Annotated in this window: 17 protein-coding genes; 13 read left to right on the plus strand and 4 right to left on the minus strand. The window is 56.5% G+C overall.

The window, feature by feature from the left end:
- The 5 genes from PHD44_RS10480 to PHD44_RS10500 form a co-directional block, all read left to right on the plus strand.
- On the plus strand, positions 1-1058 hold a 1058-nt coding region (locus PHD44_RS10480), incomplete at its 5' end, for an ATP-binding cassette domain-containing protein (protein ID WP_300191341.1).
- Positions 1059-2063, plus strand: coding sequence for a tetraacyldisaccharide 4'-kinase (gene lpxK / locus PHD44_RS10485; protein WP_300191344.1), 1005 nt, complete (start codon positions 1059-1061; stop codon positions 2061-2063).
- Between the two features lie 89 nt (positions 2064-2152).
- Positions 2153-2371: a Trm112 family protein gene (locus tag PHD44_RS10490; RefSeq protein ID WP_300191348.1), complete on the plus strand. Its 219-nt coding sequence runs from the start codon at positions 2153-2155 to the stop codon at positions 2369-2371.
- A complete protein-coding gene (kdsB, locus tag PHD44_RS10495) occupies positions 2368-3159 on the plus strand; it encodes a 3-deoxy-manno-octulosonate cytidylyltransferase (RefSeq protein ID WP_300191351.1) in 792 nt (263 codons plus the stop codon). The genes PHD44_RS10490 and kdsB overlap by 4 nt, the downstream gene beginning before the upstream one ends.
- Positions 3160-3177: 18 nt before the next feature.
- Entirely contained in the window at positions 3178-3705 is a 528-nt protein-coding gene (locus PHD44_RS10500) for a PAS domain-containing protein (RefSeq protein WP_300191354.1), read from the plus strand.
- 174 nt (positions 3706-3879) lie between these two features.
- On the opposite strand, the gene PHD44_RS10505 is transcribed toward PHD44_RS10500, so the two are convergent.
- The gene (locus PHD44_RS10505) at positions 3880-4146 is read right to left on the minus strand and encodes a hypothetical protein (protein WP_300191356.1); all 267 of its coding nucleotides are present in this window, start codon (positions 4144-4146) and stop codon (positions 3880-3882) included.
- Between the two features lie 16 nt (positions 4147-4162).
- Complete coding sequence (locus PHD44_RS10510; protein ID WP_300191359.1) at positions 4163-4561, minus strand: cupin domain-containing protein; 399 nt, start codon at positions 4559-4561, stop codon at positions 4163-4165.
- Between the two features lie 120 nt (positions 4562-4681).
- On the opposite strand from PHD44_RS10510, the gene PHD44_RS10515 reads away from it, so the two are divergent.
- On the plus strand, positions 4682-5032 hold the full coding sequence (locus tag PHD44_RS10515) for a DUF2288 domain-containing protein (RefSeq protein WP_300191361.1): 351 nt from the start codon (positions 4682-4684) through the stop codon (positions 5030-5032).
- Positions 5033-5113: 81 nt separating this feature from the next.
- Positions 5114-6205, plus strand: a complete 1092-nt coding sequence (locus PHD44_RS10520; RefSeq protein WP_300191363.1) for an alkene reductase — start codon at positions 5114-5116, stop codon at positions 6203-6205.
- On the opposite strand, the gene PHD44_RS10525 is transcribed toward PHD44_RS10520, so the two are convergent.
- Complete coding sequence (locus PHD44_RS10525) at positions 6193-7104, minus strand: LysR family transcriptional regulator (protein ID WP_300191365.1); 912 nt, start codon at positions 7102-7104, stop codon at positions 6193-6195. The two genes, PHD44_RS10520 and PHD44_RS10525, sit on opposite strands and share 13 nt — an antisense overlap.
- Before the next feature lie 123 nt (positions 7105-7227).
- Between PHD44_RS10525 and leuC the strand changes: the two genes are divergently transcribed.
- The 6 genes from leuC (at position 7228) to rlmC (ending at position 15137) form a co-directional block, all read left to right on the plus strand.
- Complete coding sequence (gene leuC / locus PHD44_RS10530; protein WP_300191367.1) at positions 7228-8634, plus strand: 3-isopropylmalate dehydratase large subunit; 1407 nt, start codon at positions 7228-7230, stop codon at positions 8632-8634.
- A 48-nt stretch (positions 8635-8682) separates the two neighbouring features.
- A complete protein-coding gene (gene leuD, locus PHD44_RS10535; protein ID WP_300191370.1) occupies positions 8683-9327 on the plus strand; it encodes a 3-isopropylmalate dehydratase small subunit in 645 nt (214 codons plus the stop codon).
- 65 nt (positions 9328-9392) lie between these two features.
- Complete coding sequence (gene leuB / locus PHD44_RS10540) at positions 9393-10466, plus strand: 3-isopropylmalate dehydrogenase (RefSeq protein ID WP_300191373.1); 1074 nt, start codon at positions 9393-9395, stop codon at positions 10464-10466.
- Positions 10467-10538: 72 nt separating this feature from the next.
- A complete protein-coding gene (locus PHD44_RS10545) occupies positions 10539-11561 on the plus strand; it encodes an aspartate-semialdehyde dehydrogenase (RefSeq protein WP_300191376.1) in 1023 nt (340 codons plus the stop codon).
- Between the two features lie 334 nt (positions 11562-11895).
- Positions 11896-13872: a FimV family protein gene (locus PHD44_RS10550; RefSeq protein ID WP_300191378.1), complete on the plus strand. Its 1977-nt coding sequence runs from the start codon at positions 11896-11898 to the stop codon at positions 13870-13872.
- 125 nt (positions 13873-13997) lie between these two features.
- The gene (gene rlmC / locus PHD44_RS10555; protein WP_300191381.1) at positions 13998-15137 is read left to right on the plus strand and encodes a 23S rRNA (uracil(747)-C(5))-methyltransferase RlmC; all 1140 of its coding nucleotides are present in this window, start codon (positions 13998-14000) and stop codon (positions 15135-15137) included.
- A gap of 112 nt (positions 15138-15249) precedes the next feature.
- Here the strand turns inward: rlmC and PHD44_RS10560 are convergent.
- Positions 15250-15589, minus strand: a 340-nt coding sequence (locus PHD44_RS10560) for an aminotransferase class I/II-fold pyridoxal phosphate-dependent enzyme (protein ID WP_300191383.1), incomplete at its 5' end; no start/stop codon positions are given.

The raw sequence follows: 15589 nt of genomic DNA on the forward strand, positions 1-15589 counted from the left end.
CCGTCACGGCGGCTTCATCGCCGCTGACGCAGTTCATTTTGGCGATTGGCATTGCGGGTATCGTCTGGTTCGCGACGACGGGAGATCGAATGCAGACCATCAGTGTCGGTACCTTCGTATCCTTCATTACGGCTTTGAGCCTGATGCTGACGCCCATGAAGCGTCTGATCGGTGTCAATGCCGTGCTGCAAAAGGGCATTGCGGCGGGTGAGAGCCTGTTTGGCCTGATGGACGAACCACGCGAACACGATACGTCGACACCTGCATCCATCGAGCGGGTGTCGGGGCGGATTCGTTTTGCTGGGGTCGGTTTGCGCTACGCGACAGGCGAACAGGCCCCTTGGGTGCTCTCGGATATCTCTCTGGAAATCAAGGCCGGGCAAACCGTGGCGCTGGTTGGCCGAAGCGGTGCGGGTAAATCCAGCCTGATCGCCAGCCTGCCGCGTTTTGTGGACATCGATCGGGGTACGATTTTTCTGGACGAACACCCCATATCCGCGCTGAAGCTGACCGATCTGCGGCGGCAATTCGCCTATGTCTCGCAGGATACCGTGCTGTTCAACACGACGGTTGCCGCCAATATCGGCTATAGCGATGGTGGCGAGGCGGATATCGAACGTGTGCGCGCCGCAGCCGAGGCGGCCTTTGCCCTCGATTTCATCGAACGGCTCCCGCAGGGATTCGACACGCAAGTGGGTGAAAACGGCGTGTTGCTCTCCGGCGGGCAGCGGCAGCGATTGGCCATTGCCCGTGCCCTTTATCGCGATGCACCGATCCTGATTCTGGATGAAGCGACATCGGCGCTCGATACCGAATCTGAACGGTATATTCAGGCGGCTTTGGATAATCTCAGTCGCGGGCGAACAACCCTGGTGATCGCCCATCGGCTATCCACGATTGAACATGCCGATATGATCGTGGTGCTCGACAAGGGGCGAATCATCGAAACCGGCAGCCATTCTGAACTGCTGGCAGCCGATGGCGCGTATGCGGCCCTGCATCGCTTGCAGTTCAAGTCCGATTCATCCTCGGGCGCAACCGCGGCCATGTCTTCGTAAATGCGCTATCCCGATTTTTGGCAGCGGCGCGAATTGCGCAGTTGGTTGCTTTGGCCGCTCTCGCTCGTTACGTGTATGGTCGCGCGTCGGCGGCGGGCTGCTGCGGCGCGAGCGGAAGCGCGGCAGAAGGACGGTTGCCCGGTGGTCGTTATCGGTAACATTACCGTGGGCGGAACCGGCAAAACCCCGGTACTGATTGCTCTGGCGCGCGCGCTTGCCGAACACGGACGCAGGGTAGGCGTGATCAGCCGTGGTTACGGTGCCAGAATCGGGATCGAGCCGCGAGATGTGTCCGAAGCCGCCGGGCCTGATGCCGTTGGCGACGAACCCTGGCTGATCCACCATACCCTGAACGTGCCCGTGTTCGTTCACCCCGACCGGCTGCGGGCGGCCGAACAATTGCGTGCCCGGCACCCGGAGGTGGATGTCATCCTGAGTGATGACGGCCTGCAGCACCACACCTTGCCTCGGGAAGTCGAAATTGTGGTGATCGACGGAATACGTCGATTGGGCAATCGATTGTGCCTACCGGCGGGGCCGCTCCGAGAATCGGCTAAAACCCTGGATGACGTCGACTTCGTTATCGTCAATGGCGAACAGTTCTCTGATGATCAATGGGCCGTTCATTTCGAATTGACGATGGTGCGTGATCTCTACGATCAGAGCACACTTGGCATGGACGATTTCATGCTCAGTTTTGGCACCCAACCCGTCGTCGCACTGGCCGGTATCGGGCATCCCGAGAAGTTCTTCACTGCGCTGCGTGAGCGAGGCCTCGGTCTGGAAACCTACGCGTTGGAGGATCATCAACCCGTACCTCCGGCATTGATTCAACATCTTCGCCGGGTAGACATCCCGATCGTGATGACAGAGAAAGATGCGGTGAAGTGGCAGCAGAACCGTCCGTCATGGCATGATCGCCCCGGGCAGGTGTTCGCGGTCATCGGGCAAATCCGGTTGCCAGATGAATTGGTTCGTGCCATTTTGGACAAACTACCGCCCTAACCTGAGTCCTCAGCTTGAACATGGGGTTTTCAACGGTTTTGCTGTGCTGCCAACAGTTAGAAGCTGCTAATTTTTTTGAGGGATTTTTTGTGGATAAACGTTTGCTTGAAATTCTCGTGTGCCCGGTGACCAAGGGGCCATTGATCTACCAGCCGTCCAGCCAGGAGTTGATTTCCCTGTCAGCCCGTTTGGCCTATCCCATTCGTGACGACATCCCGGTCATGCTGGAAACAGATGCCCGTCCGCTGGGGGACGAAGAGTACGAAACCTTGCGCAAGGCGCATCCAGCCGAGCCGGTCGCACCGTGAGCGAGGCCGTTTTTGATGGTGATTTCTGCGTCATTATCCCGGCGCGGATGAGTTCGTCCCGTCTGCCCGGCAAACCGCTCGCCGATATTCATGGCCGCCCCATGCTGGCCTGGGTGCATGATTGCGCCAAAGAATGCGGAGCCGGGCGCATCATCGTAGCCGTGGACGACGCCGATCTTCATGCGGCCGCCGAGCAATTTGGTGCCCATGCCGTGCTGACGCGTGCTGATCACGAGTCGGGAACCGATCGATTGGCTGAGGTCGTCACCCAACTGGGTCTGGCTGAGGATCAGATCGTGGTGAATCTTCAGGGTGACGAGCCGTTGATGCATCCCGAGCTGCTGCGGCAGGTGGCGGGTTTGCTGGTCACGCAGAAAGAGGCGGCGATGGCGACCCTGATGGTGCCGATCACCGATGCGCATGAGTTCAATGATCCATCGGCCGTCAAGGTCGTCGCCAGTGAAGCGGGCAAGGCTTTGTATTTCTCTCGATCACCCATTCCATTTCATCGTGATGCCTTGCCGGAAAACGGCGCCGTGCTTGGTTTTAGGCATCTGGGTGTTTATGCCTATCGGGCGGGGTTCCTGCAACGCTTCGCGGCGGCGCCGATGGCCGAGCTGGAGCGCGCGGAAAAGCTGGAGCAGCTTCGCGCCTTGGCCATGGGCGAGTCGATCGCCGTGGCGGTGGCAGAGGTGATTCCACACGCGGGCGTGGACACGCCAGCTGATCTGGAACGGGTGAGGGCGGTGCTTCGGGCACGCCAGCCAGCAGTTGAGACGAATGAATAATCCGGGAGGAAACGAATCATGGTGATGGAAAAAACATTATCCGGGCACGAGTACATTATGCGTCCAACACAGACCATTCAGTCGCGGACGGATCTGCGTGGTGTGATTACGTTTGCCAACCGGACATTGAGCGACGTTTCCGGTTATACGCGGGAAGAACTGATCGGTGCGCCTCATTCCATTCTTCGGCACCCGCAGATGCCGAGAACGGCGTATTACGTGATGTGGGAAACCATCAAGGCCGAGAAGGAGTTTTACGGCTATGTCAACAATCGGGCGAAGAACGGTGATCATTATTGGGTGATCGCGTACGTCGCGCCGCACTACTCGCCCGAAAAGGTTCTCGTCGGTTTCAGTTCGGTACGGCGCGCGCCGCTGCGCGAACGCATCCCGGAATGGCAAGAAGTTTACAAAAAGCTGAACGAGGTTGAAGCCAAGTACCCGCGCAAGGAACAGTGCCAAGCCGGTAAGGACTGGCTGCTCAATTATCTGAGCAAGCACACACGTTTTGATGATCTGACGCAGTACGTGCTCTCCGGTCTGTAAGCGCTGGCTTAACAGGCTGCTGAAATACTTATTTCAGCAGCCTGTTAAGACGGGGCATGGATGTCCCGCACGAAAATCGATCACGTAAGTGATTGATTTTCGCATACTAAGTCCGGGCGTGTACCGGACTTAGTATGGCTGAAAAACTCATGGATGAGGTTTTTCAGCATCCTGTTAGTCCCCGCCACCATCACCCGAACCGTCGTCGTTTCTGTCGTTTTCGTGACGAGTTTTGTCGGAGTGCATACCTGATATGTACCCATCGCTGTCCTTATCGGTCGTGGATTTGTTGCTGCGTTTCAGTCGGAACAGGATCACGAGCACCCAGAACATGATCACCAGTGTGCCGGCTCCATAGCCAAAGAAGCTCGTCACCAGGACCACGCTGCCGAGAATGGCGCTGATCATCAAAAAATCGAATGTTGAACGTTGAATGCGCATTGAAAATCCTTTGAACTTAAGAAGGGTTGGGGATTGGCGTTGTGATTTGATTAAGACGTAATGCAACTTCAGACTTGTTGGTGAGCCGATAGGGTTGCGTTGCGGGAATCAGGATGACATCGCCGGGCACGACTGCAAACTGCGTTTCCCCCAGATTCATCAGCCCCGCACCTTGCAGGATCTGCCACACCATCAGTTCGCCCTCTGCGGTGCGCCCATCGGCTTGTTTGCCCGGTTGCAGTTCCACTTCCTGCAGGCCCAATGTCGTCATGCTTTGTTCCACCCTGTTCTGGGGCAGCAAATACCGTGCTGTCAGGCCGTCTGCCTGCGTCACTGGCGGGCAATCGGCCCGGTGTTTGAGATAATATGCGCCCTGAATCGGTGTCCGGCGTTTTTGCCGTGCGGATTTTGTCATCGAAGTCGCTTGGCTATGCTCGTCAGAGCCCCTGTTTGAGGATATGTGTAACGATATCCGGTAAAAATGCTGGCGGCAGATTATCACCTCTTGGAGAACGGTTTGACCATGAATTTACCCATGAATTTACCAAGGGACCCCGAAAACGAACCGTGTGATGCGCCAATGGACCGTTGGGCCATGTTTCTGGGACAAACCGCCCCGATCGGCTGGGTACAAATCGAGCCATTTTTCGCACGTGGGCAGGTGATCCATGTAGGCAGTTCGCTTGATCTGGTCGAAGTGGCCGTCGCCGTGGCCGAGGACGATAAATCGCGCGTTGCAGACTGGATGAGCGCCGGTGATTTTGGCCTTTTGCCTACCGAGATTGCGCGTCACTGGGTGTCCGATACTGCCGACTTGTGGGGTGTGGTCGTCACGCCCTGGGTGCTGGTTCAGGATCGCTCGCCATCCGATAAACCAGCGGCTTGATTGCCGGTGTGCTAATTTCTCTCGAGTCATTTATTATTTGGCTAACTATTCGCAAGCAATCTATTTTCGAGGTGACCATTCATGAGTTCGAATTCCGTTTTGTTGCAACCGATAACCCTGGGTCAGATCAGTCTGGCGAACCGCATGGTGATGGCGCCGTTGACGCGCTGCCGCGCAGGCGAGGGCAACGTGCCCACCGATCTGATGGTTGAATATTATCGCCAGCGGGCGACCGCCGGGCTGATCATCAGTGAAGCGACGCAAATCATGCCGGAAGGCCAGGGTTATCCGAGCACGCCGGGTATTCACAGCCCCGAGCAGATCGCAGGCTGGAAAAAAGTGACTTCGGCCGTGCATGCAGCTGGCGGGAAGATGGTGTTGCAGTTGTGGCATGTCGGTCGTGTTTCGCACTCGAGTTTTCAACCCGGTGGTGTCTTGCCCGTTGCGCCTTCCGCCATTGCCATTCCCGGCGAGGTGCGCAACGCGCAGTTTGAAAAAGTCCCTTATGAAACCCCGCGTGCGCTGGATATTGCCGAATTGCCTGGCATTGTCGCGACCTATGCTCAAGCCGCCAAGAATGCGATTGAAGCGGGTTTCGATGGGGTGGAAATCCACGCGGCCAATGGGTATCTGCTCGATCAGTTCCTCCGGGATGGCAGTAATCATCGTAACGACATCTATGGCGGTTCGCTGGAAAATCGCTTCCGGCTGGTACGTGAAGTAGTCGAAGCGGTGACGACCGCCGTGGGTGCCGATCGCACGGGGATTCGCATTTCACCGCTCCAGCCTGCCAACGGCATGAGTGATAGCAATCCTTGGGGCACGTTCTCCTATGTCGTTAAGGAACTGGCAGCTTATCCATTGGCCTATCTGCACATCGCGGGCATGGGCAGCGATCAACCGGGCGCTGCGGGGCCGTATTTCGACCTGAATGATCTGCGCCCGTTGTGGCCCGGGAAATTGATGGTCAACTACCACTACACGCAGGCTACGGCCGAGGCCGCCATTACCGAAGGACATGCCGATGTGGTGGCATTCGGCGTGCCCTTCATCGCCAATCCGGATCTCGTGAACCGTGTGCGTCTGGATGCGCCCTGGAACGAAGCCGATGCCAACACGTTCTATGGCGGCGGCAGCAAGGGTTATACGGACTACCCGGTTTATTCGGGCTGAGTGTCAGCCTTCTGTGACCGGCATTCGGTCACACAATCCATAAACGCCTGAGCCAGTCGATGGGTCGGGCGATTTTTTTGGGTAATCAAACCCAGTTGACGTTCAGGGGGCGCCAGTTCCGTGTTTGGTAATCGCGCCAAACCCAGATTCTGCAAGGTTTCGGGCAGCACCCCCCAACCGATGCCTGTGCCAACCAGAAGCGCAATCGAATCGAGTTGGTTCACTTCGATCACCGCCAGTGGCGTGATCTGCTGAGCGTTCAACCAGATATCGATGGCCTGACGCGTGCTGGTATGCGCTGCCGGCGCGATCATGGGCAGGTGTTGAGCCAGTTCATGGAGCGTGGGCATCCGGTGGGCCGTATGACGCAATGCGACGAGTGGCACCAGTTTTTCCTGCCAGAGCGGCGTTGTCTCGACCGAGGAAGGGGCACTGTGACCCAGCGTGCCATACGCCAACCGGACTGTTCCCTGGGCCACGGCACCAATGGCCGCTTCGGAGTCCATGAATCGCAGATCCAGCAAGATATCCGGATAACGTCGACTGAAGGCTTCCAGTATGGTCGGCAACAAATGCAACCCGACATAATGACTGAGTGCAATCGCCAGCCGCCCGCTCAAAGGACGTGAACTGTCCAGCGTGACCGCCGCGAGATCGTCCATTGCTTGTCGCACCTGCCGGGCGGCGGGCAGAAACTGCGCGCCGAATTCCGTCAACACAACCTGTCTTGCCATCCGTTCGAACAGGGGTGCGCCCACCTGCGATTCGAGCAGGGCGACGCGCTTGCTCACGGCCGGTTGCGTCAGGTGAAGTTGCTGTGCTGCGGCCGAGAACGATCCGGTTTCCGCCACGCTCAAAAAGGCCAGAATGTGTTGATGATCGATATGGGTGGGATTCATGGGCTGTGCTTCTTTGATATAACCATCGGGAATAGATTATATGAAAAAATACTATTTTTGGTTTTATCTGGCTGCGTCTAAGCTCATCCGCACATTCGGTGCATACGCCCAAAGGAGCGACTCATGGCTGGCAAAACCCTTTACGACAAGATTTTTGATGAACACATCGTGCGCGAGCAGGAAGACGGCACGGTGCTTTTGTACATCGACCGACATCTGGTGCACGAAGTAACAAGCCCGCAAGCGTTTGAAGGCTTGCGACTGGCAAACCGCAAACCGTGGCGCGTTGGTGCCATGTTGGCCGTGCCGGACCACAACGTACCGACCACGAACCGGCTGCGTGGCATCGACGATCTCGTTTCCCGTGAGCAGGTTGAAACCCTTGATCGCAACTGCACGGAATTCGGCGTGCAGGAATTCGCGATGAATGACAAACGCCAAGGCATCGTGCACGTGATCGGGCCGGAAGAAGGTTTTACCTTGCCGGGCACGACGATTGTCTGTGGTGATTCGCACACCTCCACGCATGGCGCATTCGGCGCGCTGGCGTTCGGCATCGGCACGTCCGAGGTCGAGCATGTCATGGCGACGCAAACCCTGTTGCAAAAACGCGCCAAGACCATGCAGATCCGCGTGGATGGCCAGTTGGGTGCGGGCGTGACCGCCAAGGATGTCGTACTCGCCATTATCGGCAAGATCGGTACCGCGGGTGGCACGGGCTATGCCGTCGAGTTTGCCGGGTCGGCCATCGAATCGCTGTCGATCGAAGGCCGCATGAGTGTGTGCAACATGGCGATCGAGGGCGGTGCGCGTGCGGGCATGGTCGCGGTGGACGAAAAGACCATCGAGTACTTCCGTGGCCGACCGTTCGCACCCCAGGGCGAGCTGTTTGAACAGGCAGCGGCTTACTGGCGCACACTCAAATCCGATCCCGATGCCGTGTTCGACAAAGTCGTGGTTCTGGATGCGGCCGAGATTGCACCGCAAGTCAGTTGGGGGACTTCACCGGAGATGGTCGTGCCCGTGTCGGCAACCGTGCCCGATCCGGCGAACGAAACCGATCCCGTCAAGGCAGACGGTATGCGCAAGGCGCTCGCCTACATGGGGTTGGAAGCGAATACGCCCATCGAGCAAATCACGATTGATAAGGTCTTTATCGGCTCCTGCACCAATGCCCGGATCGAAGATTTGCGTGCGGCAGCGGCCGTGATCGGTGATGGCAAGGTGGCTTCGAACGTCAAGCTCGCCATGGTCGTGCCGGGCTCCGGTCTCGTGCGGGAGCAAGCGGAAAAAGAAGGCCTGGACAAGATTTTCCTGAACGCCGGTTTTGAATGGCGGGAACCGGGCTGTTCGATGTGCCTGGCGATGAATGCCGATCGCCTGGAACCGGGCGAGCGTTGCGCGTCCACCAGCAATCGCAACTTTGAAGGCCGTCAGGGGCAGGGTGGGCGCACGCATCTGGTCAGTCCGGCGATGGCCGCTGCCGCTGCGATTGCAGGCCATTTTGTCGACGTGCGCCAGATCAACTGAGCCGTCACCCGATCAAGTCCAAAACCTGATTTAGTTTAAGGAAATATCATGCAAGCTTTCACCACCCATACCGGCATCGTCGCGCCGCTCGATCGGGCGAATGTCGATACCGATGCCATCATCCCCAAACAATATTTGAAATCGGTCAAACGAACCGAATTCGGGCCGAACGCCTTCGATGACTGGCGTTACCTTGAACCGGGCGAGCCGGGCATGGATCACAGCAAGCGAACGAAAAACCCGGATTTCATCCTGAATCAATCGCCGTATGATCAATCCACAATCCTGTTGGCGCGGAGGAACTTCGGCTGCGGTTCCTCGCGGGAGCACGCGGTGTGGGCGCTGACAGACTTCGGTTTTCGCGTCGTGATCGCGCCGTCCTTTGCCGATATCTTCTTCAACAACAGCTTTAAGACCGGCTTGTTGCCGATCGCCCTGCCGGAAGAGGTGGTTGATGAACTGTTTCGTGACGTCGCGACCGACAAGGGCTACCAGTTGACGGTTGACCTCGAAAAACAACAGATCATCAAACCCGATGGCTCGGTGATCACATTTGAGGTCGATGCCTTCCGTCGGCATTGCCTGCTCGAAGGGCTGGATGACATCGGTTTGACCTTGCAACACGCCGACGACATCCGCGCTTACGAGGCCCGGCGTCAGCAAACCGCGCCGTGGTTGTTTCTCGATAAGTAAGTCCATTTTTTTACAGGGACGCTTTACCCGCCCTGTCGATTGATTGAGAAGAATTGAGGTTGATGATGCAGAAAAGTATTTTGGTGTTGCCCGGTGACGGGATTGGTCCGGAAATTACCGAGCAGGCCGTGCGGGTGCTCAAGGCCGTCACGAAAGGCTCGGATTTGACACTCAATTTTGTGGATGGCGTGATTGGTGGCGCGGCCTACGATGCAGCCGGTCATCCCTTCCCCGAAGAAACCAGAAAAGCCGCGATGGCCGCCGATGCCGTGCTGCTCGGCGCCGTGGGCGGCCCGCAGTACGATAATCTCGATCGTCCGTTGCGACCGGAGCGCGGCCTGCTGGGTATTCGTTCAGCGATGGGGTTGTTCGCCAACCTGCGTCCGGCGATTCTGTATCCGCAACTGGCCGATAGTTCGTCCCTGAAGCCGGAAGTTGTGGCTGGGCTGGATATTCTCATCGTGCGCGAATTGACCGGTGGCGTGTATTTCGGTCAACCGCGCGGTATCCGCGAAGTAGACGGTCAGCGCGAAGGTTTTAACACCATGCATTACAACGAAGCGGAAATCGAGCGCATTGGCCGCGTTGCGTTTGAAGCGGCGATGCAGCGCAACAAGAAGGTCTGCTCCGTGGACAAGGCCAACGTGCTGGAAACCTCTGAATTGTGGCGCGAAGTCATGATCCGTGTCGCCAAGGATTATCCGCAAGTCGAGCTGACCCACATGTACGTCGATAACGCCGCCATGCAGTTGGTGCGCTGGCCGAAACAGTTTGACGTGATGGTGACCGAAAACCTGTTCGGCGATATTTTGTCCGATCAGGCCTCCATGCTGACCGGCTCGATCGGCATGTTGCCTTCGGCCTCACTCAACGATAAAGGCCAGGGCCTGTACGAACCAAGCCATGGTTCGGCACCAGACATCGCGGGCAAGGGCATTGCCAATCCGCTGGCAACGATTCTTTCTGCCGCCATGTTGCTGCGATACAGCTTCGGTCGGGGTGATCTGGCCGACAAGATCGAGACTGCGGTAAGCCGCGTGCTGGATCAAGGATTACGCACGGCCGACATCTGCACGCCGCAAGATCGCAAGGTTTCTACTACGCAAATGGGCGATGCGGTCGTCGCTGCGTTAGACTAATACACATTCTGGCGTCCGCTTTTGAGGAGCGGGGCGCGAAATACATACAAAACCGAGAGTGAATAAATTTTTATGAGTCGTGTATTTGATGTGGCTGTCGTGGGTGCAACCGGTGCCGTGGGCGAAACCATGCTGGAAATTCTTGCCGAACGGAAATTCCCGGTTGGCAAGGTATACGCCCTGGCTTCGGAGCGTTCTGTGGGTAAGCGGGTGCCTTTTGGCGACAAGATGCTGCTGGTTGAAGATCTGGCCACGTTCGATTTCTCGAAGGTGCAGATTGGTCTGTTCTCGCCCGGGGCCTCGGTATCTGCCATTTACGCACCCAAGGCGGCAGCGGCGGGCTGCGTGGTGATCGATAACACCTCGCAATTCCGTTACGACGACGATATTCCGCTTGTCGTGCCTGAAGTCAATCCCGAGGCGATTGCCCAGTACAAGAATCGCGGCATCATCGCCAACCCGAATTGCTCCACGATCCAGATGCTGGTTGCGCTCAAACCGATTTATGACGCGGTGGGCATCACCCGGCTCAACATCGCTACCTATCAGGCCGTTTCCGGTACGGGCAAGGAAGCAATCGAGGAGTTGGCTGGCCAAACGGCAGCGCTTTTGAGTGGGGATCGCAAGGAGCCGGTCGTCTATCCAAAGACCATTGCGTTCAACGTGCTGCCGCAAATCGATGTGTTCATGGATAACGGCTACACTAAGGAAGAAATGAAAATGGTATGGGAAACCCGCAAGATCATGGGTGACGACAGCATCATGGTCAACCCGACAGCGGTACGCGTGCCCGTGTTCTATGGCCACTCAGAAGCGCTGCACATCGAAACGCGCGACAAGATCACGGCGGCGGATGCGCGTACTCTGCTGGAGAAGGCGCCGGGCGTCAAAGTGGTCGATGAACGTAAAGACGGCGGCTGGCCAACCGCGCAAGCGGATGCGGCAGGAACGGACCCCGTCTATGTCGGCCGCATTCGTGAAGATATTTCGATTGAGCGCGGCTTGAACCTGTGGGTCGTGTCGGATAATGTGCGCAAGGGTGCCGCGTTGAACAGCGTGCAGATAGCAGAGTGTCTGGCTCGCGACTATCTTTGACTTCGGCCTGATTCCGGGCTGAATTATGGCTAACTTGCCGCTGATCTGTGGCACAATCCGATTACGGTAGATGCCTGACGTCAATCTGATCCCTGCTGTGCATGGATGTTTGTCGGATTGCACCGGGGTCACAAGAGATCTGTTTTAGAAGGAGCTGATAGACATGCGGAAGTTGAGTTGGATTATTGCCGGTATTCTGTGTAGTACCCCGGTTTTTGTTCACGCGGCGGAACTGGGTGAAGCCAGGATAGCATCACATCTGACTGAACGACTCAACGTCAAAATCCCGATAACCGGGCTCAATGGCGTTTCACTTGATCAGGTCAAGGTGCGATTGGCGCCCGAGAAATACTACCAACAGGCTGGCTTGTCCCTCGATGGTCTGGCTGGAAACATCACGTTTCAGATCACTTCCGAAGGTAAGCGCGATTACGTTATTGTCCGTTCCAAGCGGGCTGTCTCCAATCCTATCTTAAGTCTGTTGATCCAGATCAACGCTGGGGATGGATCACAAGTCAAGGAATTTGACTTTCTGCTTGATCCCCCGGTTCACGCCGAACGCCCTGGCATGGCAGCATCCCAGAATTCTTTCACTGGCAATGTTGCGGCACCTGCTAAGACCAGCCGGCCCGTTCAGTCGACATCTTCTTGGACACCCGTCGCCAATGTGCCGGATGTCAAGATGGGTGGCACCTACCATGTGAAGCGCGGCGATACGCTTTACGAAATTGCCAAAACTGCGGTTGCCGACAAGTCGGTTCCCGTACGGCCGATGATGCAGGCGATCATCAACGCCAACCCCAACGCCTTTGTCGATGGTAACGGCAATCTGATGAAAGCCGGTTCAACACTCAAGGTTCCCGAGCGCGTGGCGGTTGCTGCCGCAGGGACTGCGCCGACGGATAAAGCTGCCGGTGCCCAATCGTCGGAAACTGCGAGCACCGAAGCCAAGCCCAAGCTACAACTGCTCTCCGTTGAGCCCGATAAGGAAAAAGCCGCCGCTGCAACCCCGGAGGCATTAGCTCCAGCAGCGGGGACAGGAACCGCAGGCGAGTTGAGTGGCGTGCTGCCGGCTATCGATGCTCCGGCCGCGCCGACCGCCGATGCATTGCAGCAGAACAATGAAGCCATTGCCTCCATCGATGCAAAAAGCGAAGTGATGAGCAAGCAGATTTCAATGTTGAATGACCAGCTCAAACAAGTTCAGGGTCTGGTTTCCGAGCGGAATCAAAACATTGAGAAGTTGCAGCAGAAGATCAAGGAATCCAATGAGCAAACCCAGTTGCTCAAGAAACAACTGGAAGCTCAGAACAATAATTTCTGGTTGCAATGGGCACCATATCTGATGGGTGGAGCTGGTCTGCTCATCATCATCCTGTTGTTGGTGGCAATTTCACGGGGTCGTAAACGCGAACCCGTTGAATCAACCATTTACTCGACGACTGGTGCCGTTGCCGGCACCGGTGCTGTGGCAGCGCAACCCAAAGCAGAAGCGGAGCCACGCGTGGTTGCAGAGGTTGCGCCCAAGGCCCCGGCTGTTCCTCCTGCCAGTTCCGCTCCAGATTCAAAGTCTGTTATTGATGAAGCGCGATTACTCATCTCCTATAACCTCCACACACAGGCCTATGAATTGGTTGAAGAGGCGATCGCCCACCAGCCTAACGAGTTGTCGCTTTATCAAGAACTCGCAAGGATGTATGCGGAAGCGAACAATACTGTTGAGTTAGAAAAAGTATTGGCGCGCATCGATGAAAAATTCGGTCCCGAACATCGTCCAAACACTGAGGAGCTGGCGGTTTATTCTCCGGCGCCTGCAACCGCGATGGCGGAATCGGAAAGCGAAGAAACGAGCACCGAGTTTTCTGCGCCAGCCGAATCGGATGCCCTGGATTCAATTCCAGAAAGCGCATTTTCTTTTGATGCAGGTTTGGACTTGCCGAGTGAGAAACCAGCCGACACTTCGCTGGACTTCGATGAAACGAATCAGCCTTCCCCCCAGGTCGAGGCCGAGCGCGAACTGGAACCACTTTCATTGGAGGGTGCCGAACACCCGGCTCCCACGCCAGAAGACATTGATCTTGAGCTTGGCGATAATACGCCCGAGGCCACTGAGACAGCAGAGGAAGCGTTGCCCGATCTCGAGCCTGTAATTGAAGCAGCGGTTCAGGATGATACCCGTTTGGGCTTGGCCGAAGCCTTCCTCGGCGTGGGTGATCAGGAAAGCTACAAGATGATTGCAGAAGAAATTGAAGCGGAAGGCAATCCTGAACTGATCGCCGCCTTGAAGAAAATCGAACAGAAGTTTAGTTAAGGCGGGCTTCGCGATCAAAAGGGGAGTGTCATCTCCCCTTTTTTATTGTTTTTTTTTGCAGCCTGATCAGTCTCGATCTGGTTGATCTTTAGGTATTTTGGATGTCCCGTCGGGATATAGGTCTCATGCATTGTGCTTATTTTGAACGTGGAACTTGTCGTTCCTGTCGCTGGTTGGGTGATCCTTATGCCGATCAGTTGCAGCGTAAGCAGGCTAGTTGTCAATCAGCCTTGACGGGTATGGGCGGCGTCTGGCTGCCCATTGTTCCCAGCGCCGAAACTGCTTTCCGGAACAAGGCAAAAATGGTCGTTTCCGGCCATGCATCCTCGCCTTGTCTGGGTATTCTCGATGCCGACGGCGACGGTGTCGATTTATCAAATTGTCCGTTGTATCCAAATACAATCACCGAAGCCTTCGAACCACTCAAGCGGATGATCCGTCGATTGGGTATTCCGCCTTATGACGTCAAAAAGCGACAAGGTGAATTGAAATACCTGCTGATTACGGTTTCCGAGGACGACGGTTCACTGATGGTCCGGCTGGTTTTGCGTTCGGATATATGGATCGGGCGCCTGCGTGCAGACTTATCCACATTGATGGCCGATTTGCCACACCTTGCCGTGCTTTCGGTCAATATTCAGCCCGTGCATCAGGCCATCCTTGAGGGCGAGCAGGAAGTGATTCTCACGGACCGGGAAACGCTGACAGTGCATTTGAATGGCTTGCCGTTGCATCTGCGCCCCAAGAGCTTCTTCCAGACAAATACCCGCGTGGCGGAGCGGTTATATGCCACGGCCCGTGGCTGGGTGGCCGAGGTGGCCCCTGTACATATGTGGGATTTGTTTTGCGGTGTGGGCGGCTTTGCATTGCACTGTAGCGACGTGGTTTCAGGACATGTCACAGGGATTGAAATCAGTGCGGAAGCAATCGCCAGTGCGCAGCAGTCCGCTTCGGAACTGGGTTTGAAAAACGTATCGTTTCATGCGCTCGGAGCCAACGAGTTCATTGATCAGGCGGTAAGCCTATCCCAGGTGCCGGCGTTGGTCGTGGTCAATCCGCCACGACGGGGACTGGGCCCATCACTGTGCGCTTTTCTAGATCAGTCTGATGTACAGACGGTGATTTATTCCAGCTGTAATCCTGAGAGCCTGGCGCAGGATCTCATGCGGATGCCGGGTTTTGAACTGGTTCGCGCACAGATCTTCGATTTGTTTCCACACACGGCGCACAGTGAGGTATTGGCGATGCTCGTGCGTGTGCGCTGATCTAATCCAAACACAGCCAACCTCGATGTCATCAGCATTCCGTTTGCCTGAGCAAGCAGCCGCCCTCTAACGCACCGTTGCGGGCTACCGACATTCGTTACCTCACGAGCTGTTATCGTTTGTCTTCTGATCGATGGAATATCGGATCGCGCACGGCATGACCGAGGAATGCGATGGCAGCCTCCACCTGCGCGGACCAGTGGACGGCCGCGTTCAATCGAATGCAGTGCCGAAACGCGCCATTGATGGCGAATAGCGTACCCGGCGTAATCGAAATGTGGTGTTCTATCGCATGGCGCATCAACGCCGTGCCATCCAGAGACGCTGCCAATTCGACCCATAAGACGAATCCCCCACGCGGTTGACTGATGCGGGTGCCTTCCGGAAAAAACGTCATGACCGCCTGCTGCATTTTAGCCATTGCCTGTGCATGCCGACGTCGAACAAGGCTC

The sequence above is a fragment of the Halothiobacillus sp. genome (genome assembly GCF_028710545.1).
Taxonomy (GTDB): Bacteria; Pseudomonadota; Gammaproteobacteria; order Halothiobacillales; family Halothiobacillaceae; genus Halothiobacillus.

What these genes read in the sequence shown, in the direction of transcription:
- PHD44_RS10505 (WP_300191356.1), bottom strand. Translation starts at nt 4,146, where the DNA reads ATGCGCATTCAACGTTCAACATTCGATTTTTTGATGATCAGCGCCATT.
- leuD (WP_300191370.1), top strand. Translation starts at nt 8,683, where the DNA reads ATGCAAGCTTTCACCACCCATACCGGCATCGTCGCGCCGCTCGATCGG.
- PHD44_RS10545 (WP_300191376.1), top strand. Translation starts at nt 10,539, where the DNA reads ATGAGTCGTGTATTTGATGTGGCTGTCGTGGGTGCAACCGGTGCCGTG.
- PHD44_RS10515 (WP_300191361.1), top strand. Translation starts at nt 4,682, where the DNA reads ATGAATTTACCAAGGGACCCCGAAAACGAACCGTGTGATGCGCCAATG.
- PHD44_RS10520 (WP_300191363.1), top strand. Translation starts at nt 5,114, where the DNA reads ATGAGTTCGAATTCCGTTTTGTTGCAACCGATAACCCTGGGTCAGATC.
- leuB (WP_300191373.1), top strand. Translation starts at nt 9,393, where the DNA reads ATGCAGAAAAGTATTTTGGTGTTGCCCGGTGACGGGATTGGTCCGGAA.
- PHD44_RS10525 (WP_300191365.1), bottom strand. Translation starts at nt 7,104, where the DNA reads ATGAATCCCACCCATATCGATCATCAACACATTCTGGCCTTTTTGAGC.
- leuC (WP_300191367.1), top strand. Translation starts at nt 7,228, where the DNA reads ATGGCTGGCAAAACCCTTTACGACAAGATTTTTGATGAACACATCGTG.
- rlmC (WP_300191381.1), top strand. Translation starts at nt 13,998, where the DNA reads ATGCATTGTGCTTATTTTGAACGTGGAACTTGTCGTTCCTGTCGCTGG.
- lpxK (WP_300191344.1), top strand. Translation starts at nt 1,059, where the DNA reads ATGCGCTATCCCGATTTTTGGCAGCGGCGCGAATTGCGCAGTTGGTTG.
- PHD44_RS10510 (WP_300191359.1), bottom strand. Translation starts at nt 4,561, where the DNA reads ATGACAAAATCCGCACGGCAAAAACGCCGGACACCGATTCAGGGCGCA.
- PHD44_RS10500 (WP_300191354.1), top strand. Translation starts at nt 3,178, where the DNA reads ATGGTGATGGAAAAAACATTATCCGGGCACGAGTACATTATGCGTCCA.